The 21,025-nt window shown below is 39.1% G+C and carries 19 protein-coding genes and 1 tRNA gene; 15 read left to right on the top strand and 5 right to left on the bottom strand.

Translation table 11 applies throughout. From position 1 onward, the window contains the following. Nucleotides 1-94 precede the first annotated feature (94 nt). Nucleotides 95-1,207, top strand: coding sequence for a LacI family DNA-binding transcriptional regulator (locus DES39_RS10400; protein WP_121145875.1), 1,113 nt, complete (start codon nt 95-97; stop codon nt 1,205-1,207). Between the two features lie 3 nt (nt 1,208-1,210). On the opposite strand, the gene xseA is transcribed toward DES39_RS10400, so the two are convergent. Beyond that, the gene (xseA, locus tag DES39_RS10395; RefSeq protein ID WP_121145873.1) at nt 1,211-2,554 is read right to left on the bottom strand and encodes an exodeoxyribonuclease VII large subunit; all 1,344 of its coding nucleotides are present in this window, start codon (nt 2,552-2,554) and stop codon (nt 1,211-1,213) included. Nucleotides 2,555-2,587: 33 nt separating this feature from the next. Beyond that, nucleotides 2,588-3,391: an exodeoxyribonuclease III gene (gene xthA / locus DES39_RS10390; RefSeq protein ID WP_121145871.1), complete on the bottom strand. Its 804-nt coding sequence runs from the start codon at nt 3,389-3,391 to the stop codon at nt 2,588-2,590. 101 nt (nt 3,392-3,492) lie between these two features. On the opposite strand from xthA, the gene DES39_RS10385 reads away from it, so the two are divergent. From DES39_RS10385 to fdx, 9 genes are all read left to right on the top strand, one after another. After that, nucleotides 3,493-4,122 carry a YchE family NAAT transporter gene (locus DES39_RS10385; RefSeq protein WP_121145869.1) on the top strand — a complete coding sequence of 210 codons (630 nt, stop codon included), beginning with the start codon at nt 3,493-3,495 and terminating at the stop codon, nt 4,120-4,122. 88 nt (nt 4,123-4,210) lie between these two features. Next, nucleotides 4,211-5,332: a bifunctional chorismate mutase/prephenate dehydrogenase gene (tyrA, locus tag DES39_RS10380; protein WP_121145867.1), complete on the top strand. Its 1,122-nt coding sequence runs from the start codon at nt 4,211-4,213 to the stop codon at nt 5,330-5,332. A gap of 183 nt (nt 5,333-5,515) precedes the next feature. After that, complete coding sequence (gene iscR / locus DES39_RS10375) at nt 5,516-5,974, top strand: Fe-S cluster assembly transcriptional regulator IscR (protein ID WP_121145865.1); 459 nt, start codon at nt 5,516-5,518, stop codon at nt 5,972-5,974. 34 nt (nt 5,975-6,008) lie between these two features. Further along, on the top strand, nt 6,009-7,223 hold the full coding sequence (locus DES39_RS10370) for an IscS subfamily cysteine desulfurase (RefSeq protein WP_121145863.1): 1,215 nt from the start codon (nt 6,009-6,011) through the stop codon (nt 7,221-7,223). Between the two features lie 24 nt (nt 7,224-7,247). Then, nucleotides 7,248-7,631: a Fe-S cluster assembly scaffold IscU gene (gene iscU, locus DES39_RS10365; RefSeq protein ID WP_121145861.1), complete on the top strand. Its 384-nt coding sequence runs from the start codon at nt 7,248-7,250 to the stop codon at nt 7,629-7,631. 36 nt (nt 7,632-7,667) lie between these two features. Further along, nucleotides 7,668-7,991 (top strand): iron-sulfur cluster assembly protein IscA, encoded by a 324-nt coding sequence (iscA, locus tag DES39_RS10360; protein WP_121145859.1) that lies wholly within the window; start codon nt 7,668-7,670, stop codon nt 7,989-7,991. Nucleotides 7,992-8,030: 39 nt separating this feature from the next. Then, complete coding sequence (hscB, locus tag DES39_RS10355; protein ID WP_121145857.1) at nt 8,031-8,558, top strand: Fe-S protein assembly co-chaperone HscB; 528 nt, start codon at nt 8,031-8,033, stop codon at nt 8,556-8,558. Between the two features lie 39 nt (nt 8,559-8,597). Next, nucleotides 8,598-10,457, top strand: coding sequence for a Fe-S protein assembly chaperone HscA (hscA, locus tag DES39_RS10350; protein ID WP_121145855.1), 1,860 nt, complete (start codon nt 8,598-8,600; stop codon nt 10,455-10,457). An 18-nt stretch (nt 10,458-10,475) separates the two neighbouring features. Continuing rightward, on the top strand, nt 10,476-10,814 hold the full coding sequence (gene fdx, locus DES39_RS10345) for an ISC system 2Fe-2S type ferredoxin (RefSeq protein WP_121145853.1): 339 nt from the start codon (nt 10,476-10,478) through the stop codon (nt 10,812-10,814). A 107-nt stretch (nt 10,815-10,921) separates the two neighbouring features. On the opposite strand, the gene tehB is transcribed toward fdx, so the two are convergent. Then, nucleotides 10,922-11,785, bottom strand: coding sequence for an SAM-dependent methyltransferase TehB (gene tehB / locus DES39_RS10340; protein ID WP_121145851.1), 864 nt, complete (start codon nt 11,783-11,785; stop codon nt 10,922-10,924). A gap of 719 nt (nt 11,786-12,504) precedes the next feature. Here tehB and DES39_RS10335 point away from each other — a divergent pair. Next, a complete protein-coding gene (locus tag DES39_RS10335; protein ID WP_147405437.1) occupies nt 12,505-13,914 on the top strand; it encodes a hypothetical protein in 1,410 nt (469 codons plus the stop codon). A gap of 40 nt (nt 13,915-13,954) precedes the next feature. On the opposite strand, the gene carB is transcribed toward DES39_RS10335, so the two are convergent. Continuing rightward, entirely contained in the window at nt 13,955-17,167 is a 3,213-nt protein-coding gene (gene carB / locus DES39_RS10330) for a carbamoyl-phosphate synthase large subunit (RefSeq protein WP_121145848.1), read from the bottom strand. A gap of 5 nt (nt 17,168-17,172) precedes the next feature. Then, nucleotides 17,173-18,333 carry a glutamine-hydrolyzing carbamoyl-phosphate synthase small subunit gene (gene carA / locus DES39_RS10325; RefSeq protein WP_121145846.1) on the bottom strand — a complete coding sequence of 387 codons (1,161 nt, stop codon included), beginning with the start codon at nt 18,331-18,333 and terminating at the stop codon, nt 17,173-17,175. Nucleotides 18,334-18,605: 272 nt separating this feature from the next. Here carA and argF point away from each other — a divergent pair, with 272 nt between their 5' ends. The 4 genes from argF (at nt 18,606) to rimP (ending at nt 21,003) form a co-directional block, all read left to right on the top strand. Further along, a complete protein-coding gene (gene argF / locus DES39_RS10320; RefSeq protein WP_121145844.1) occupies nt 18,606-19,616 on the top strand; it encodes an ornithine carbamoyltransferase in 1,011 nt (336 codons plus the stop codon). Next, nucleotides 19,613-20,134 (top strand): phosphatidylglycerophosphatase A, encoded by a 522-nt coding sequence (locus tag DES39_RS10315; RefSeq protein ID WP_121145842.1) that lies wholly within the window; start codon nt 19,613-19,615, stop codon nt 20,132-20,134. Before argF ends, DES39_RS10315 begins: the two co-directional genes overlap by 4 nt. Nucleotides 20,135-20,274: 140 nt before the next feature. Beyond that, nucleotides 20,275-20,351, top strand: a tRNA-Met gene (locus DES39_RS10310). Between the two features lie 196 nt (nt 20,352-20,547). Next, the gene (gene rimP / locus DES39_RS10305; RefSeq protein WP_147405438.1) at nt 20,548-21,003 is read left to right on the top strand and encodes a ribosome maturation factor RimP; all 456 of its coding nucleotides are present in this window, start codon (nt 20,548-20,550) and stop codon (nt 21,001-21,003) included. The last annotated feature ends 22 nt before the right edge of the window (nt 21,004-21,025 follow it).

Raw genomic sequence — 21,025 nt, 5'->3', positions numbered from 1 at the left:
TTGCGAGTGATATCGATAAAACATCACCCTATGATAGCTGAGTAAAAATAGTCTTGATAATGTATCGATATACTCAATATTATAAGTGTATGCTATGCCTAAATCGAAAATCACCTTAACTAAAATTGCCAAACAAGCGGGTGTATCAATAACTTCAGTCTCTCGAGTCATTAATACACCTCATTTAACCTCTCGTCTTACTCAACAGCGCGTCAATTTAGCGATTGCAGCATTAGGTTTTGATGAATCTTTATTAAAAACTTATAATCAAAGAGATTTGCAGCAAAAAATTTTGATTATTGATAATCAGCTTATTACCGACAGTTTAATCAATAAAGGTATTGAATCTAAAGCAAAAGCAATCGGATATAAATTACTTTACCTGCGTTTTTTATATTTTAGTGAGCAGGAGATTCAGTATATTATCAGTTATACAGTTCATCATAATGTCGATGGCATTTTAATAATAAATGATTCCCCTTATTTGGCACTATTGCAAAGATATCGCCATGCCTTACCGCCAATACTGTTAATTAATCAGTTTTCATTAACACTGCCGTGTATTTATTTTGACCATTTATCTAATACCTATCGAGCAACGCAATATTTCACTAGTCAGGGGCACCGGCGCATTGCTATATTACTTGGCGATAGCAATAAAACTGAAACTCATCATATTAAGCAAGGTTATCTGCAAGCATTAACACGTCAGAATATTCGTGTTTCAACAAATTATATTGTGCATGATTGTGTTCATTATTCTGCTAGTTATCGTGCAGTGAAAAAATTAATGCAGTCTGCTTTTCCTCCTAGTGCCATTATTTGCTGTGATCACCTTAGCTTAAATTATTTGGATCGCGATAGATTAAGGCAGGATGAAAAATTTGATGAAACGCTAACAGCAGAAAGTGCCATTTGTGGTGTCATTGATCAAGGTTTAGCCTTGAATATCGATATTCCAGCAGATTTATCTCTATTACAATTCATTCATCATAAAGGACATAAACAATACGGCCCCTTAAACCATATTTGCAGCATTTATAAGCCGCTTTTTACTATGGGGGAAGATGCGGTAACCTTATTATTAGCTCTACTTGATCGTAATTATCGAGGTTTAGATCGATTAATTATTGAGATAGAAATCATCAATCGTAGTTCCACCGCTACGGTTAAAGCAACATTGCATGAAGAGCAGTCAGCTAATTAATTTCTAATGATTTTTTGTTGTTGTGATTATTGTACTCGTAATGGTTCCAGTTGAAACCTTTGTTGCGATAGTATCACCTGGTTTGAGTTGCTTGATTGAGCGAACGATATTATTTTGGCTATCAGTTGTTACAGAGTAGCCTCGTTCTAACGTACCAAGTGGGCTGACTGCGTTGAGCTGTGAAGCTTGTATCGCTATTTGATGCTTCGCATGAGTCAGATATTGTTTGGCGAGTGTGTTGAGTTCCTGCTGCTTTTGACTGGCGATTTGGCGATAAAATTGAATTTTATTCTCAGGGGATTGCCGAGATAATCGGTTATTGAGTTGGCTCAATTGATTACGCTGATTTAACATTATTTGTTCCATTGCAGCATTTAATGATCGACTTTGCGCAAGCAGATAAGTTTGTTGTTTGGCCAGTTTAACTTGTGGATGCTGCGTTTGTAAATGATGGCGAAGCTTTTGTAATTGATCATTCTTCTTTAATAGGAAATTATCCATTGCCATCGCGATTTGTTGTTCAAGTCCTCTAAGATCTTTTAATTGATCTTGCGTATCTCGACTGATTAATTCAGCCGCAGCAGATGGTGTTGCTGCACGCAAATCGGCAACAAAATCAGCGATAGTAAAATCGATTTCATGGCCGACAGCGCTAATAATGGGTAGTTTACTATTAAAAATTGCTCTTGCGACGCACTCTTCATTAAAAGGCCACAGATCTTCAAGTGAACCACCACCTCGACCAACAATTAACACATCGCATTCGCTACGGATATTAGCCAGTTCAATCATCTTGGTAATTTTAGCTGCGGCTTCTTCTCCTTGTACTAATGTTGGATAGATAATGATGCGTAGGCTTGGATCGCGGCGTTTTAAAATTTGGCAGATGTCGTGCAGTGCGGCACCGGTTGAGGAGGTGACAATCCCTATGGTATTGATGTCTTTAGGAATAGCTTGCTTATAAGCGCTATCAAATAATCCTTCTTCTTGCAGCTTCTTTTTTAACTGTTCAAATTTTTGTTGTAGCAGCCCTGTGCCAGCAAGTTGTAATTTATCAATTACCAACTGATATTCACCCCTTGCCTCATATAGCGTGACTGCAGCGCTGACCAGAACTTGTTGGCCATCTTTGGGAATAAATCCCGTTTTGAAATTACTATTGCGAAACATGGCGCAGCGAACTTGGGCACTATTATCTTTAAGCGTAAAATACCAGTGCCCAGAAGCCGGTTTGGAAAAATTCGAAATTTCACCGACTAACCTGATTTGCCCAATTGCATCGGTCAGCAAATCCTTAACCATTTGATTCAAGTCTTTAACGGATAAAATAGAGCGATTTGTTAACATGGTATATCCTCAAATGGCCTAGCATAGGGTAAGTTAAAATTTAAAATTAGCCCAAATTGGCGCATGGTCTGACGGTTTATCCATCGCGCGAATGTCTAAGTCGATACCGGTTGACTCACAGTAAGGTGCAAGTGATTGACTGGCTAAAATTATGTCAATTCTTAAGCCAGTGTTGGTATCAAAGCCACGTGAGCGATAGTCAAACCATGAGTACATCGATTGCTCTGGATTGTCTTGACGATAGGTATCGATAAACCCAAGCGACATTAATTGGTTTAACCAGTCGCGTTCTTCAGGCAAAAATGAACATTTACCCGTTCTGAGCCAACGTTTAATACTTTCACTTGGCAAACCAATATCCAAATCGGTTGGACTGATATTCATATCGCCCATAATAATGGTGAGCTGCTCATTAAGCTGTTTTTCTTGAATATAATGATTCAAGTCATGGTAGAACTTTTGTTTAGCAGGGAACTTGGTTGGATGTTCACGGCTATCGCCTTGCGGAAAATAACCATTAATCACAGTGACTTCACCTTTCTCACTCGGCAGTTTTGTGACAATTAAGCGGCGCTGTGCTTCATCATCATCGGTTGGAAAGCCGTATTCGACCGATAGCGGTTTTTGTTTGGTTAAAAGTGCAACACCATAATGGCCTTTTTGCCCATGGTAATTTAAGTGATAGCCTAAATGAGCGAGCTCTTCGCAAGGAAATTGATCATTGTGGACTTTTGTTTCTTGTAAACCAATTACATCTGGCTGATATTTGCTTACAATAGCTTCAAGTTGGTGAATTCTGGCTCTTAGGCTATTAATATTAAATGAGATAACTTTCATAATGTCGAATTTTAAGATAATTTAAAGTTGTTCATCATCCTATCAAAAATCCGTTATACTGTTAAGTATATTCAAAAGTAAGTTGAGTTTTTGGGGTGCATATGGAACTGCAAATTTATGTGAAGTTTCTGGTGGGATTATTTGCGATTGTCAATCCGGTTGGGCTCTTGCCTGTCTTTATTAGTTTAACTGATAACCTTGATAGTGAGGCGCGTAACCAAACAAATCGTTTAGCCAATATTGCGGTTGCGGTCATTTTAATTATCTCCTTATTAGCCGGTAGCTTTATTCTCGACTTGTTTGGTATTTCGTTAAATTCTTTTAGAATTGCCGGCGGACTTTTAGTCGCGATGATTGGATTATCGATGATTAACGGTAAACTCGGCGAAAATAAGCACACCAAAGAGGATTTAAGCGAATCGATGACCAAAACCAGTGTCGCGATTGTACCGTTAGCACTGCCATTAATGGGTGGACCTGGTGCGATTACCTCAATGATTGTTTGGGGGACTAATTATTATTCCTTTGGTTATCTCGTTGGATTCATCATCTGTATTGTGATTTTTTGTGGTTGTTGTTGGTTATTATTTCGCTCCGCACCTTTTATTATTCGAACACTTGGCAAAAGTGGTCTTAACGTGGTGACACGTATAATGGGATTATTACTGATGGCACTAGGTGTTGAAATTATGGTTGGCGGTATTCGCGATTTATTTCCTGGGCTGTTGTAGTTGTGATTGAGAAAAATGCAATTGATAATAACACTAGCTTTGTATAAATCGTGATAGTAAGTATTTTGATAAGGAGTATTGAGGTTTTATGATTGCTGAATTAATCGAGTTACGAGATAAAATTGATGAAGTTGATCGTGCTATCTTGTCATTAATTACTAAACGGTTGGCATTAGTGACTGAAGTGGGTGAAGTAAAAAGTCAGCACGGCATTCCTATTTATGATCCTAAACGTGAAGCGGAGATGCTAACAAAAAGACGTAATGAAGCTGAACTTGTTGGCGTTGCGCCGAATTTGATTGAGGATATTTTACGCCGTTTGATGCGTGAGTCTTATAATAGCGAAAATGATAAGGGTTTTAAAAAGGTCTATAACGGTCAGGGCTCCATTGTGATTATTGGCGGTAATGGGCAAATGGGGCGCTTATTTACCCGTTTATTTTCATTATCGGGTTATCAGGTTAAAACATTAGGTTCCAAAACGATGCACCAAGCGGCAGAAATGGTTGCTGATGCTGCGGTTGTGATTGTGACAGTGCCAATTAATAAAACCGCAGAAATTATTTCAGGATTACCACCTTTACCCAAAGACTGTATTTTAACCGATTTTACCTCGATTAAGCAGCAACCGCTACAAGCTATGTTACAACAGCATAGTGGTCCTGTCGTTGGACTGCATCCTATGTTTGGCCCTGATGTGCCTAATCTGGCAAAACAAATTATCGTGTATTGTGATGGTCGAGAAAGTGAAAAATACCAATGGTTAATTGAACAGATGCGAATATGGGGCGCTAATTTATACCCAATAGCAGCGAGTGAACATGATAAATGTATGTCTTTTATTCAGGCACTTCGTCACTTTACGTCATTTTCTTATGGGGTCAATTTACTAAAAGAAAATGCTAATTTAGAACAACTTATTGCACTATCATCGCCGATTTATCGTTTAGAATTAATGATGGTAGGGCGGCTTTTTGCACAAGATGCACAGCTTTATGCTGATATTATTATGTCATCAGCGGATAATATTGAGCTGATTAAACGCTATTATCACTGCTTTGGGCAGATGGTTCGATTAATTGAAAAAGGTGATAAAGCCGGATTTATTGACAATTTTAATCAGGTCACTGAGTGGTTTGGCGATTATGCTCCGCGCTTTATCAAAGAGAGTCAAGCTTTGCTTAAGCTCGCTAATGATAATCGAGCCTAAGATCTGTCATTTAGATAAAAATAGTTGTTGGTGGTTTAAATCGTTAATTGTTAGCCTGTAACGCTAAATTAATAGTATAGTTTTTGCCTATTTCTATATCCTACTAAAACACTCAACTAAATACTTGACTAAAAAAAAAGGATATATACAATAACCCTTGTTATCAATAGAAGGGATATATTTATGAAATTAACATCAAAAGGCCGCTATGCTGTGACAGCGATGCTTGATGTTGCATTGCATTCAAATCATGGCCCCGTATCACTTGCCGAGATTTCGCAGCGACAAGAAATCTCGCTCTCTTATCTAGAACAGTTATTTGCCCGTTTACGAAAAAATGGCTTAGTATCGAGTGTTAGAGGTCCTGGTGGCGGTTACGTGCTAGGTCGGGGAATGAATGAAATTGCGATTAGTGCCATTGTGAAAGCAGTTGATGAAAGCGTCGAAGCAACGAAATGCCACGGTGAAGAGGGATGTCAAGGTGGTGTAAAATGCTTAACTCATACATTATGGAATGAGCTTAGTGAGCGCATTGATAGCTTTTTAGCTAATATTACCCTAAATGAACTAGTTAAAAATAAAGATGTACAAGCGGTCGCCAGTAGGCAAAATAATCTTATTCGTGTTAACCATCTTAACTAAAAATAGAATATCGTATTTATCATTGGAGCAATAAATGAAACTTCCAATTTATATGGATTATGCTGCAACAACTGCAGTTGATCCCCGAGTTGCAGAAAAAATGATGCAATTTTTAACGCCGGATGGCATTTTTGGTAATCCAGCATCAAGATCACACCGTTTTGGTTGGCAAGCTGAAGAAGCTGTTGATATTGCGCGTAATCAGATTGCTGAATTAATTGGTGCAGATGCCAGGGAGATTGTGTTTACATCAGGTGCGACAGAAGCTGATAACCTGGCAATCAAAGGTGCCGCGCATTTTTACCAATCAAAAGGTAAGCACATTATCACAAGTAAAACCGAGCATAAGGCTGTTTTAGATACCTGTCGTCAATTAGAACGAGAAGGTTTTGAGGTAACGTATTTAACACCTGAATCAGATGGAATTATTGATTTAACAAAATTGGAACAAGCGATGCGTGATGATACAATCGTTGTTTCAATTATGCACGTTAATAATGAAACCGGCGTTATTCAAGATATAGAAAAAATTGGTGACATGTGCCGTAGTCGGGGCATCGTATTCCATGTCGATGCGACGCAGAGCGTTGGTAAGTTAGACATCGATTTAGCTAAATTGAAAGTGGATTTAATGTCTTTTTCTGGTCATAAAATTTATGGACCGAAAGGCATTGGTGGTTTATATGTGAGACGTAAACCAAGAATTCGAATTGAAGCACAAATGCACGGTGGGGGGCATGAGCGAGGTATGCGTTCAGGCACGTTACCGGTACATCAAATTGTCGGTATGGGTGAAGCTTATCGTATTGCTAAAGAAGAACAAGTTACTGAGATGGCACGCTTACAAGCACTAAAAGAGCGTTTATGGAATGGCTTAAAAGATATAGAAGAAGTGTATTTGAATGGCTCATTCGAACATGGCGTGCAAAATATTTTAAATGTCAGTTTTGCTTATGTCGAAGGTGAATCGCTGATGATGGCATTAAAAGATTTAGCCGTATCATCGGGTTCTGCCTGTACATCAGCAAGTCTTGAACCTTCTTATGTTTTAAGAGCGTTAGGATTGAATGATGAATTAGCTCATAGTTCTATTCGTTTTTCTATTGGACGATTTACAACACAAGACGAAATTGATTATGTGATTAAATTGGTGCATGACTCGATTGGTCGTTTACGTGAACTTTCCCCGCTTTGGGAAATGTATAAAGACGGTGTTGATATATCACAAATCCAGTGGTCAGCACATTAATCATAAATCGCGAGGAGCAATATTATGGCTTATAGTAATAAAGTAGTTGATCATTACGAAAATCCTCGTAATGTTGGGGCATTTGATAAAAATGATCCTAATGTCGGCAGTGGTATGGTTGGTGCCCCTGCTTGCGGTGATGTTATGCGTTTACAAATTAAAGTTAACGATAATGGTATTATTGAAGATGCTAAGTTTAAAACCTATGGATGTGGTAGTGCAATTGCATCAAGTTCGCTGGTGACAGAGTGGATTAAAGGTAAGTCTCTTGATGAGGCTGGTGCTATTAAGAATACTGATATTGTGGAAGAGTTAGCGCTACCACCAGTTAAAATTCACTGCTCAATTTTAGCTGAGGATGCGATTAAAGCTGCGATCGAAGATTATAAAAGTAAAAAGCAAAAATAAGCATCACGTATGAAACGATCAATATAAGGATTAACGATGTCTATTACTTTAACTGAGAGTGCAGCTCATCGCGTTCAGTCATTTTTAGTTAACCGCGGTAAAGGGGTTGGACTAAGATTAGGCGTCAGAACCTCGGGTTGCTCTGGTATGGCCTATATTCTTGAATTTGCAGATGATGTTAATGCCGATGATACAATATTTGAAGACAAATCAGTCAAAATTATTGTTGATAAAAAAAGCCTTGTCTATATTGATGGTACAGAGCTTGATTTTGTCAAAGAAGGGTTAAACGAAGGATTCAAGTTTAATAATCCAAATGTGCAAAACGAATGTGGTTGTGGTGAAAGCTTTAATGTTTAGTCGTCGCAATGATAAACCATACTGGTAAGGTATTTGATTATGGTTGAACAACCTAATTATTTTTCGTTATTTGAACTATCAATGACGTTGCCTGTTGATACAGCCGAACTTAATCGACATTATCAGCAGTTACAACGTCAGTATCATCCCGATAATTATGCAACAGTAAGTGATAGTGATAAAGCGAAAGTCATGCAAAAATCGGCAACGATTAACGCCGCTTATCGTATATTAAAAGATCCGATTAGTGCTGCACAGTATCGTGTGAGTCTTGAAGGAATTGATATAGATTCAGATCATCATACAATACGAGATCCCGATTTTCTTGGTGAACAATTTGAGTTGCGTGAAAGATTAGATGATATAGAGAACACAGGCGATGAAGTCGCATTACAGCAATTTTATAATGAAGTGATGGTGCGTAAGCAGCAAGTTTATCAAACATTATTATTAGCGATTGAACAACATGATTGGTTAATGGCAAAAGTTGGTGTATACAAGCTGCATTATTTTGCTCGCTTAATTGAACAAATAGAATTACTACAAGAAAAACAATTTGATTTATAATACCATTATTATTAATCAAGCATTCTAAGAGAAAATTTAATGGTATTATTACAAATTAGTGAGCCTGGACTTGCCCCTGCACCACATCAGCATCGAGTGGCTGTCGGCATCGATCTTGGTACCACTAACTCGTTAGTTGCCTCTGTACGTAGTGGTAAAGCGGCGACATTACCGAACATACATGGCGAAGATTTACTTCCCTCTGTTGTGCATTATGGTTATAACGAAGCGAAAGACCGTTTGATAACTGTTGGTCAAGAAGCGAAACGTAATGCTGCAATTGATCCGAAAAATACTGTTAGTTCAGTCAAAAGATTAATGGGTCGACATTTGAATGATATTGATTTGTCGCAATTTCCATATCCATTTTTAACGACTGAAAATGGTGTACCAGTTTTAGACTTGCCCAATAAACAAGTGAATCCCGTCCAGGTTTCTGCTGATATTTTAAGCGTGTTGGCAGATCGAGCAAAAGAGACGCTCGGCAATGAGTTAGATGGCGTTGTGATTACTGTGCCAGCTTATTTTGATGATGCTCAGCGCCAAGCAACAAAAGATGCGGCAACGTTAGCCGGTTTATCTGTTTTACGCTTACTCAATGAACCCACGGCTGCCGCTATTGCTTATGGGCTTGACTCTGGTCAGGAAGGTATTATTGCAATTTATGATCTTGGTGGTGGTACATTTGATATTTCAATTTTACGCTTGAGTAAAGGGGTGTTTGAAGTACTGGCGACTGGCGGTGATTCTGCATTAGGGGGAGATGATTTTGATCATCTGCTCGCTAACTGGATTGCTGAGCAAGCGGAAGTCAATCCTACAGATGATCCGTACCTACAGCGTAAGTTACTTGATATCGCGACCTCAGCTAAAATTGCATTATCAAATAACGATGAAGTAAACATTGAATTTATCAATTGGCAGGGCGTTATTACTCGTCAGCAGTTTGAACAACTCATTGCTTCATTAGTGAAACGGACATTATTAGCATGCAGGCGCGCATTGAAAGATGCCAATGTGGGTACTCAAGACGTTGTTGAAGTCGTGATGGTTGGTGGCTCAACGCGCGTACCTTATGTACGTGAAAAAGTGGGTGAGTTTTTTGCTTGTCAACCGCTAACGTCTATTGACCCAGATAAAGTGGTGGCAATTGGGGCTGCTATTCAGGCCGATATCTTAGTGGGCAATAAGCCTGATTCTGAGATGTTATTACTTGATGTTATTCCCCTATCTTTAGGTATTGAAACAATGGGAGAATTAATCGAAAAAATTATTCCCCGAAATAGTACGATTCCATGTGCAAGGGCACAAGAGTTTACGACCTTTAAAGATGGTCAAACTGCTATGATGATTCATGTTCTGCAAGGTGAGCGGGAAACGGTTGGCGATTGCCGTTCACTAGCGCGCTTTACTTTGCGGGGTATACCGGCTATGCCTGCAGGTGGAGCTCATATTCGTGTTACTTTCCAAGTTGATGCTGATGGATTACTCAGTGTCACTGCAATGGAAAAATCAACAGGAATTCAAGCTGCGATCCAAGTTAAGCCATCTTATGGATTAACCGATATTGAAATTGCGAATATGATTCAAGATTCTTTAAACCATGCTGAAGATGATAAATACCTCCGCAAACTATCGGAACAAAAAGTTGAAGCAGCAAGTGTACTTGAAATCTTACAAGCTGCGTTGGATAAAGATGGTGATTTACTTACTAGTCAAGAGTTACATGAAATTGTTTCACAGATGCAGAAACTTAAATTAGCTACTCAAGGTAGTGATAGCAATGCAATTATACAGCAAATCAATGTGCTTGATAGTTTGACACAAGATTTTGCGGCTCAGCGCATGGATCGTTCCATAAAACAAGCTCTAACCGGTCAGCGTGTTGATGAAATTTAATTATTAAAAGAGAAGATTATGCCAAAAATTACATTTTTACCTAATGAAGACATTTGCCCAGAGGGAAAAACCGTAGAGGCAAAGGAAGGCGAATCAATTTTGGAAGTCGCATTGCGTAATGATATTGAAATTGATCATGCATGTGAAATGTCATGTGCATGTTCGACATGCCATTGTGTTGTTCGACAAGGATTTGATTCTTTAGAAGAAAGTGATGAACAAGAAGATGACATGCTAGATAAGGCATGGGGCGTCGAACCACAAAGCCGCTTGAGTTGTCAAGCTAGAGTAAGCAAAGCCGATCTAGTGGTCGACATTCCAAGATATACGCTAAACCATGCAAAAGAAGATCATTAAGATGTTAAAGGCGTTCGATCAATTGATGAAGCGAACGACTTAAATCATTTTTGTTTATCATACTAGGTTAAACATGCGATATTTGTTGTGATTATCGCATGATCATATTAGTTTTTCTGAGCGAGCAACGTGGCAAAACGTAATTTTATGCGGTTGCCATTTGCATCCAGTTTATGTAGCTCACCGATATCTTCATTGTATTTAATTATTTGCCAGTCTTGATAGTAATCACGGAGCTCATTCTCTGTAAAAGTAAATGAGAATGGCACTGTGCATGGGTAATCTTCGGTAGACATCGCACTCACAATTAAATTGTAGCCATTAGCTTTGGTAATTGATTGCATATTGGCGATGATACTTGGAATTTTCTCCGCTTGTAAGAACATCATCACGACGGTTGAAATAATTAAATCGTACTGACCGGTTAAATTTGCTTGGTTAATATCATAGACGTTCGCCGTGATATATTTTAATTGTTCTTGATCAATAATTTCATTAATTTTTGCAATACTCATTGCTGCTTTGTCTACAGCATCGACATCAAAGCCCAGTAAATTGAGGTAGAGTGAATTTCGCCCAGAGCCACATCCTAGATCTAATGCTTTGCCAACGGGGACGATTTTGCAGGCATCAATAACTTCTGAGTGAGTTGTTGTTAGGCTATATTTTTTTGCACAATAGTCTTCTTTAGTACAGTAAAATACCAATTGGCACGCGATATCATCAGTAACTTGGACAAATTTATACCATTGTTGCGGGACAATTAAAGGCGGTTGTTGATTAGCAGAGTATTGATGCTCGTTAATTATATTACCGTATTCATCAAGTTCGGCTACTTTGAGGCTGCCTTCAAGAATTGTCAAATGGGTAAATGTGCCCAATTCGTTATGGTATTTATCTTTAAAGATCGGCGGTAGTGTATTTGCATGCCAAACGGGTGAGGTTTGATAATTGACAAGATTATTTATCATAGTGGGTCGTTCTATATTTTATTAGAAATAGTTGACAATTATAGTCAACTACTTGTCACAATGCGAGAACATTTCGATCTAAAACGGTTTCGCCATATTCGATTTGTGTAGTATTAAGTTTGTTATAGTTTAGTTTGGTGTCTAAATAATCAGTATTTGCGTTATAAGCAATCATTACATTTCTTAACAAATTTTATTGGTAATATTTCGTAGTATATAACTGATAATTTGCTTCTTTCATGAAGCATAATGTCATTATTATTTTATATAGAATTAATTTTTAATTATCATGCTATTAAAAATTTTAGATATTAATAACCAGCTCCTTTTCCACATTTTTATTAAGCTATCTGTTATAAAGAAGGATAAGATTTAATCTTTTTTGATAGATTTCGCTTATTGAAACTTAATTAACCGATCGTTAATTCCGATCATAGAATGTATTTACATTACCAAATTGTTAAGAATTAATTATTTTTATTTGTTAATTGTAAATAACAGGAACATGCTGAATAACAAAGGAATAGGTTATGTTAAAAAGAGCTAATATCAGTTTATTGCGTTACATAAATTCGGAACTGTTTATTTTTAGGTTCCTCGTAATACTATCTCAATTTTATAAAAAAGATCTCACCAAACTTGGATTCTTATATCAATTGATTCTAATAACTAGAAACGGTTTTATATTATATTGCATATCTTTTTTTAGCTATGCGGGATTGACCGGCAAATTAGCTAATCCGATTAGTGGCGATAAGCCAACATTATCTGCTGGGCATCTAGTTACGATAAAGTCAGGTAATAACTTGAATTTAATCGGCTTAAAAATTGATGATAAAAGCTATTTTACGACGGCTGAGGTTAAAAAAGCGTTATCAAGAGTGGGAATCGGTACGATAAGAACTGAAACACCTAATTCAATTACGCGCAAATTAGGTAATGGAACAGGTAAGATAAGCGTTGTATATAAAGTACTTACGGATGCTGATGCTAGTGATCTTAATGGCGATCGGATAACCATATTATCATCGAAAACAATCAAAGCGGGTTGGTATTATATGAATGGTAAGGTTGAAACAGCATTAACTACGGCATTATCCAATCAAAATTTCTGTGATCTAGCAACCCAAACCATCGCAATAGTTCCTTATTTTAAAATCTCTGGACCACTCATTTTAAGTACTCAGTTTGGATACCCGAATACTGAAGTCTATGATATCAATGATACTAATTCGCCTATTTGGAACACGACACAAAATCCTGTAAATCGATTAGAAATTGATGTCGCGACGGCTTGCTATACTAAGCCAAATCTGATGTATGGCACACAGGAATATCAAGGATTATCTTCTCAGTGGCTACCAACAAAAGGTTTTATTCCTAAACATACTTCAAGGCAGCCTACAGCAAATACTAGCGGCAGCTTTCCAACAACCGGATTTAATGGTGCATATTTTGATGTTGTATTAGCCGGTAAGACTGCGCAGCAGATTATTAATAATAGCCGTATTACTGCCATTGCAGGATCAAATGTGACTTTAAAGTTAAGTACTGTTCCGGCCAAGTCAGCAACAAGCAATATACTAAGAGTTGAATTAAGTGGTCCTAGTTCGGGACAAAAATCAGCGATTCCTGGAAAAGTGGCTGTTAATGGACTGCCAGCTACATTTGAACTAAACGATGGTGAAAGCACCATATATCAATTCACATTAAGTAAATGGTTTATTCCTAAATCTGGCTTGATTAGCTCTGCTGCCGCGGTAAATACATTTTGTGCCGATATTGCAGGTGCAGGGAAATATAAATTAGGCTTAAGGTCTGATTTTACTAATAGTGCTTATGCCGATTCAGTCATATTTCCAGATGATCCAACCGCTGCAAGTGGAATTTCACTTTCAACTGGTAAACATAATGGTTATACACGAGCTATTGGTGGTGGCGTTTTTGCTGAGTGGGGTAATCCAGATGGTTCAACTTATTATTTAAATAGTGATTGGGAAAATTTTTATTACTGGGTCAGTGAATCATGGAGTAGTAGTCTTAGATATATGATTTACTCAGGTTTTGGTACTGTCGGATATGGCATGCCATCGGTGAGTGCATTTAGAGCCGCATGTGTGTCTAATTAAAGTTGGGGGAAGTAATCCTTCCCCTTGTCTGCTTAGCTAATTAATATAGTTTTTGCAATGCCGTAATATTATCAGCTGGATTATAATCAAGAGCGGCAGTCGTTGCGTAAGCCGCATTAATGGTTGTGTCATAATGAACTTTGTATTGAATCGCGCTACGACGCAAGGTCTTTGATGCTTCTATGGCTTGTCGACCTGATGTGGTATTGAGAATATAACTGTATTCACCATTCTTGATATGATCATGAATATTGGGCCTACCTTCAGTCTCTTTTTTCACTTCCTGACAGGCAATACCTGCGCTGTGTAGCATTTTAGTGGTACCTTGGGTTGCATCAAGCGTAAAGCCATGCTCAATCAGTCTTTTCGCAACATCAACCACCTTGTGCTTATCTTGATCTCGAACTGATAACAAGGCTTTGCCATGCTTTTTCATAGTTGATAAGCTACCGAGCTGTGCTTTAGAAAAGGCTTCAGCAAAGGTTTGACCAATACCCATTACTTCACCGGTTGAGCGCATCTCCGGCCCTAAAATCGGATCGACACCATTGAATTTATTAAAGGGTAAAACCACTTCTTTGACGCAATAATAAGGCGGAATGACTTCATGGCGAATGTTTTGCTTAGCCAGTGATTGGCCTGCCATGATTCGAGCGGCAATTTTTGCTAGCGGGACGCCCGTTGCTTTTGATACAAAAGGGACGGTTCTTGCGGCGCGAGGATTCACTTCAATTAAGTAGATTTCGCCATCTTTAATGGCAAATTGTGCATTCATTAGGCCTTTAACCTGCAAGGTGAGTGCGAGCTGTTTGGCTTGGTGTCGCAGCTCATTTAATACCGCTGGGCTTAATGTATGGGTAGGTAGCGAGCAGGCAGAGTCACCCGAATGGACTCCGGCTTGCTCAATATGTTCCATAATACCGCCGATAACAACCTCTTGACCATCGCACATTACATCGATATCAACTTCAATGGCGTCATCTAAAAAGTGATCAAGTAATACCGGTGCATCATTTGATTCACTAATCGCGGTTTTAAAATACCGCCTTAAATCGTTTTCATCATAAACGATTTCCATTGCCCGCCCCCCCAAGACGTAAGATGGGCGAACAACGAGCGGATAACCAATTTGCTCTGCTTTAGCGATAGCTTGTTCCAAATCGGTGACAGTCCCATTCACGGGTTGTTTGAGCTTGAGTTTATCCACCACATCCTGAAAACGCTGGCGATCTTCGGCTTGGTCGATAGCGTCAGGTTGCGTGCCGATAATCGGCACGCCAGCCGCTTCTAAGGCTCTCGATAGCTTCAATGGCGTTTGTCCACCATATTGCACAATTACACCGGTTGGCTTTTCAATATGCACAATTTCTAGCACATCTTCGAGCGTGACAGGTTCAAAATAGAGACGATCCGAAGTATCATAATCAGTTGAAACGGTTTCCGGATTACAATTAACCATAATCGTTTCAAAGCCATCTTCATGTAGCGCGAGTGCGGCGTGAACACAGCAATAATCAAACTCAATACCTTGACCAATACGGTTTGGTCCACCACCAAGAATCATGATTTTGGGTTTAGTAAACTGTGGATTAGCTTCACACTCCTCTTCATAGGTTGAATAAAGGTAAGCCGTATCGGTAGCAAATTCTGCTGCACAAGTATCGACGCGTTTATAAACCGGATGCAAATTAAATTGATGACGTTTTTGACGAATATCGTGCTCTTTGACGTGCAATAGTTTTGCCAATCTTGCATCGGAAAACCCTTTACGTTTTAGCAGTCTTAACATGTCGTAATCAAGTTTATGCAGTGACGTTTGACTCACGCTGTGTTCAAACTTAATCAATTGCTCGATTTGGACTAAAAACCACGGATCGATATGCGTGAGATTAAAAACGTCCTTGACAGTCAAGCCCGCTCTGAAGGCATCAGCAATGTACCAAATTCGATCACTGCCCGCTTCTTGTAGCTCTCGGCGAATTTTAGTTAGTTCACTATTATCGATATAGTTCTCAACTTTCGGGTCAAAACCTGTCGCGCCAACTTCCAAACCACGTAATGCTTTTTGCAGTGATTCTTGGAAAGTCCGGCCAATTGCCATCACTTCACCAACCGATTTCATTTGGGTGGTGAGGCGATCGTTGCAGCCGGTAAATTTTTCAAAATTGAAACGCGGTATTTTAGTGACGACATAGTCGATAGCGGGTTCAAATGATGCTGGTGTTTTCCCCCCTGTAATATCATTGGCAAGTTCATCTAAGGTATAGCCAATGGCTAGTTTTGCGGCAATTTTTGCAATCGGGAAGCCCGTTGCTTTTGATGCCAGCGCCGATGATCTTGATACTCGGGGATTCATCTCAATGACAATTAAACGTCCAGTTTTGGGATCAACGGAAAACTGTACATTCGAACCACCGGTTTCTACACCGATTTCACGCAGCACTGCCAGCGAGGCATTACGCATGATTTGGTATTCTTTATCGCTCATCGTTTGGGCCGGAGCAACGGTAATTGAATCACCGGTATGAATACCCATTGGGTCGAAATTTTCAATTGAACAGACAATGATACAATTATCATTTTTATCGCGTACGACTTCCATTTCATACTCTTTCCAGCCAATGAGTGATTCATCGATCAGTAACTCATTGGTCGGCGAAAGATCTAAACCTCGGGTACAAATATCTTCAAATTCTTCTCGATTATAAGCGATCCCGCCACCGGTGCCGCCCATTGTGAAAGAAGGGCGAATAATACAGGGAAAACCAACTTGATCTAATACGCCATACGCTTCACTTAATGTATGTGCGATGCCGCTTCGAGCTGTTTCTAAGCCAATTTTTTTCATCGCTTGATCAAATCTGCGACGGTCTTCAGCCTTATCAATCGCATCGGCGGTTGCACCAATCATTTCCACATTAAATTCGGCTAATACGCCTTGTTTTTCCAGTTCTAATGCGCAATTTAATGCTGTTTGCCCACCCATGGTTGGTAAAATCGCATCGGGTCTTTCTTGTTCAATGATTTTGTGCACCGTGGTCCAATGAATGGGCTCAATGTACGTGGCGTCAGCCATGTCTGGGTCAGTCATAATGGTTGCTGGGTTTGAGTTAACCAAAATGACGCGATAACCTTCTTCACGAAGTGCTTTACAAGCTTGTGCACCAGAATAATCAAATTCACACGCTTGCCCAATGACAATCGGACCTGCGCCAATAATTAAAATACTGTCAATATCCGTTCTCTTTGCCATTGAATTTACTTCCCTTGCTGATAAATAGAGATTAATTGAATAAAGTGATCAAATAATGGTGCCGCATCATGCGGACCTGGGCTTGCTTCAGGATGTCCTTGGAAGCTAAATGCGGGTTTTATATTATGATGAAGACCTTGTAAGGAACCATCAAATAGCGATTTATGGGTTACCCGTAAATGAGCCGGTAAGCTCTCTTCATCGACGGCAAATCCGTGATTTTGCGCGGTAATCATGACGCAATTATTGGTGATATCTTTGACGGGATGGTTGCCGCCATGGTGGCCAAATTTCATTTTAACAGTTTTAGCATCGCAAGCGAGCGCCAATAATTGATGACCTAGACAGATACCAAAAATGGGGAGATTGGTTTGTAAAAAATGTTTAATGGCATCGATGGCATAAGTACAAGGCGCGGGATCGCCAGGACCATTAGATAAAAAAATACCATCAGGATTGAGCGCTAATACCTGCTCTGCGGATGTCTGAGCTGGCACAACGGTCAGTTTACAACCACGATCAACTAGCATGCGTAAAATGTTACGCTTAATGCCAAAATCATACGCGACGACATGGTAGGGTAATGTGCTTTCTGCTTTGTTAACTGGGTTTTCATTGCCTAATGACCATGACCCTTGTGTCCAAGTATAGGGTTGGCGGGTGGTAACGACTTTGGCGAGATCCAGTCCGTTTATGCCGTTAAAGTTTTGCGCTTTAAGTAATATTTTATCTGCCTGAGCGAATAACTCGGTTTTACTCTGGCCAGTCATGATACAGCCGTGTAATGCTCCTTTTTCGCGTAGCACTCGGGTCAATTTTCGGGTATCGATATCGGCGATAGCAACAATATTATGTTTGACTAAATACGCGGATAAGTTCTCGGTGCTACGGAAGTTACTGCTAATAATCGGTAAATCCCTTATAATTAAGCCTTTAGCATAAACTTGACTCGATTCTTCATCGGCAGGGTTGGTGCCCACATTACCGATATGTGGATAAGTTAAGGTGACAATTTGTTCGGTATACGAGGGGTCGGTTAAAATTTCTTGGTAGCCTGTTATCGAAGTATTAAAAACCACTTCGCCAACTGTATCGCCGTCTACGCCAATTGACTGACCTAAAAACTGCGTGCCATCTTGAAGAATGAGAAGTGCGTAATTGTGCATGATGAAAGTGGTCCTTTTTGAATAAAAAGTCATTTTATTTGAATATAAATTCAATTTAGTTTACATCGATAAATCAAAATGGCAACTCTTTTGTGATAATAAATTGAATAAATAATCAAATATTATAAAATTTAATTGAATAAACAAGTCTCAAATTTGAGATTTAAGTGTGATGGAATGTACTTTTATCTTTATTTATGATCTTTAACTTGAAATTGAATAATTATTCAAATAAAATTTTCATCAATCAATATTCATTTTAGGAGTGAGGTATGCTTGGTTTCTATCAACGACACTTTTTACGATTACTGGATTTTACTCCAGCTGAGATTAATCAATTAATTACGCTAGCGATGACATTAAAGGCAGCGAAAAAACAGGGTAAAGAGCAACAATATTTAGTTGGCAAGAATATCGCATTAATTTTTGAGAAAGACTCAACCCGAACTCGCTGTGCATTTGAAGTTGGCGCCTTTGATCAGGGGGCTTGTGTGACCTATTTAGGGCCAAACGGTAGTCAAATTGGTCATAAAGAGTCGATTGCTGATACCGCTCGTGTTCTTGGCCGAATGTATGATGGTATTGAGTATCGCGGTTATGGGCAAGAGATAGTTGAAACCTTAGCAAAATACGCTGGTGTACCAGTTTGGAATGGTTTGACGACAGAAGCGCATCCAACACAAATTTTGGCTGATTTTATGACGATGAAAGAGCATATTGGTGATCGTGAACTCAAGACGGTGAAATTTGCTTATTTGGGCGATGCTCGTAATAATATGGGTAATTCATTGATGGAAGGTGCGGCGTTAATGGGCATGGAAGTTCGTTTAGTTGCGCCAAAAGCGTGCCAACCCGAAGCTGCATTAGTTAAACAATGCCAAGATATTGCGGCAAAAACCGGCGCTAAAATTATTTTAACGGAAGATGTTGCACAAGGTGTGAAGGATGTTGATTTCCTTTATACTGATGTTTGGGTGTCAATGGGTGAACCGAAAGAAGTCTGGGATGAGCGAGTCAAATTATTAACCCCTTATCAGATCAATCAAAATGTGATTAACTTGACCCAAAATCCACATGTTAAATTTATGCACTGTTTACCGGCGTTTCATGATATGAATACGGCAGTGGGTAAACAAATGGCAGCGCAATATGGATTAAATAATGGCCTTGAAGTGACAGACGAGGTCTTCGAATCAAAACATAGTATCGTGTTTGATGAGGCAGAAAACCGCTTACACACGATTAAAGCCGTAATGGTTGCAACATTAAGTAAAGACGAATGACAAAACAAACTAAGCAGTCAACAGTAAAGCCGTCTGTGTTTAAACAGCGCGTTCGGTTATCCAATCCTATCCACTTATTCGCGGTGGGATTAGGCAGTGGTATGTCACCGATTATGCCAGGAACGATGGGATCATTAATCGCTATTCCACTTTGGTTATTATTTTGTGGCCTTTCACCCATTTTATACTGGCTATTGATCGCCGTGGCGTTTGTATTTGGCTGTTTTTTATGTCAAAGAACGTCTGATGACACACAGACACATGATAGCGGTCATATTGTGTGGGATGAGTTTGTGGGGATGTGGATAACGTTATTTTTTATTCCCTATATTTCAATTTTATGGCTGATTATCGCCTTTGTGGCTTTTCGCGTATTTGATATTATTAAGCCATGGCCAATTCGTTGGTTTGATCAAAAAGTATCGGGCGGATTCGGTATTATGATCGACGATGTGATTGCGGCGATTTTTTCATCATTGGTTGTTTATGGATTAGCATTTTGGTTCCCAGGAGTATAATATTCACTTGTATCGATGATTAAGCGGTTAAGTGATTTTTTGATGATAACAATCGGTGCTAAAGCGCCGAAATCTTATCGGTTGCATTAAAATTAATAGTTGCTTTTTTATCTAAAAAATGTATAATTTTAGCCATCTGACGCGGGGTGGAGCAGCTTGGTAGCTCGTCGGGCTCATAACCCGAAGGTCGTTGGTTCAAATCCAGCCCCCGCAACCACTTGAATTTTCTGATGTTGAATATCAATAGTCAATTCAGTAAAGTGGCTTCATTACAGGATTTTTCAATGTAGCCTCGCTTGTCGGGGTTTTTTAACGTCTTTTTATGAAGTTCGCTTGTATTTTTTAATGGATTTATCAATAAGTTGGGCTATATGCCCTTTTTTTATTTGGCTAATTATGCGGTGGAGGTTTATTTGGCTAGTTTAGAGCAGCGGTTAGTAGATATTATTCAAGGACCCACGATGGCTCTTGGATTCGAGCTGGTTGGCGTTGAATATATTAGAAGCCGCAATCCTGTGCTCAGAATTTATATCGATAGTGAAAATGGTATTACTGTTGATGATTGTGCTGATGTTAGTCGTCAAGTCAGTGCAGTACTTGATGTTGAAGATCCGATTACAACTGCATATAGTTTAGAAGTGTCTTCGCCAGGTATGGATCGCCCTTTATTTACACTGGAACACTACCATCGTTTTATTGGGGAAGAGATTACGATTTCCCTGCGTATTGCTGTGGCGAATCGTCGTCAATGGAAAGGAATCATCAAGGCTGTGGACGATAATGAAATGGTGACGCTAACCGTTGATGGTAAAGATGAAGTTTTTGCGTTAAGTAATATTCAAAAAGCAAATATTGTCCCTAAATTTTAGCCCAAATTTGTCACACTGACTT

Source organism: Orbus hercynius (assembly GCF_003634275.1).
GTDB lineage: Bacteria > Pseudomonadota > Gammaproteobacteria > Enterobacterales > Orbaceae > Orbus > Orbus hercynius.
The sequence above is the reverse complement of the archived record's forward strand: the minus strand, read 5'-3'. Positions and strand labels throughout refer to the sequence as shown.

Excerpts from the sequence above, each read along its gene's own strand:
- iscU (WP_121145861.1), top strand. The coding sequence starts at position 7,248 with ATGGCTTATAGTAATAAAGTAGTTGATCATTACGAAAATCCTCGTAAT.
- DES39_RS10315 (WP_121145842.1), top strand. The coding sequence starts at position 19,613 with ATGACAAAACAAACTAAGCAGTCAACAGTAAAGCCGTCTGTGTTTAAA.
- hscB (WP_121145857.1), top strand. The coding sequence starts at position 8,031 with ATGGTTGAACAACCTAATTATTTTTCGTTATTTGAACTATCAATGACG.
- tehB (WP_121145851.1), bottom strand. The coding sequence starts at position 11,785 with ATGATAAATAATCTTGTCAATTATCAAACCTCACCCGTTTGGCATGCA.
- hscA (WP_121145855.1), top strand. The coding sequence starts at position 8,598 with ATGGTATTATTACAAATTAGTGAGCCTGGACTTGCCCCTGCACCACAT.
- tyrA (WP_121145867.1), top strand. The coding sequence starts at position 4,211 with ATGATTGCTGAATTAATCGAGTTACGAGATAAAATTGATGAAGTTGAT.
- fdx (WP_121145853.1), top strand. The coding sequence starts at position 10,476 with ATGCCAAAAATTACATTTTTACCTAATGAAGACATTTGCCCAGAGGGA.
- carB (WP_121145848.1), bottom strand. The coding sequence starts at position 17,167 with ATGGCAAAGAGAACGGATATTGACAGTATTTTAATTATTGGCGCAGGT.
- iscR (WP_121145865.1), top strand. The coding sequence starts at position 5,516 with ATGAAATTAACATCAAAAGGCCGCTATGCTGTGACAGCGATGCTTGAT.
- carA (WP_121145846.1), bottom strand. The coding sequence starts at position 18,333 with ATGCACAATTACGCACTTCTCATTCTTCAAGATGGCACGCAGTTTTTA.
- xseA (WP_121145873.1), bottom strand. The coding sequence starts at position 2,554 with ATGTTAACAAATCGCTCTATTTTATCCGTTAAAGACTTGAATCAAATG.
- argF (WP_121145844.1), top strand. The coding sequence starts at position 18,606 with ATGCTTGGTTTCTATCAACGACACTTTTTACGATTACTGGATTTTACT.
- DES39_RS10400 (WP_121145875.1), top strand. The coding sequence starts at position 95 with ATGCCTAAATCGAAAATCACCTTAACTAAAATTGCCAAACAAGCGGGT.
- DES39_RS10385 (WP_121145869.1), top strand. The coding sequence starts at position 3,493 with ATGGAACTGCAAATTTATGTGAAGTTTCTGGTGGGATTATTTGCGATT.
- xthA (WP_121145871.1), bottom strand. The coding sequence starts at position 3,391 with ATGAAAGTTATCTCATTTAATATTAATAGCCTAAGAGCCAGAATTCAC.
- DES39_RS10370 (WP_121145863.1), top strand. The coding sequence starts at position 6,009 with ATGAAACTTCCAATTTATATGGATTATGCTGCAACAACTGCAGTTGAT.
- iscA (WP_121145859.1), top strand. The coding sequence starts at position 7,668 with ATGTCTATTACTTTAACTGAGAGTGCAGCTCATCGCGTTCAGTCATTT.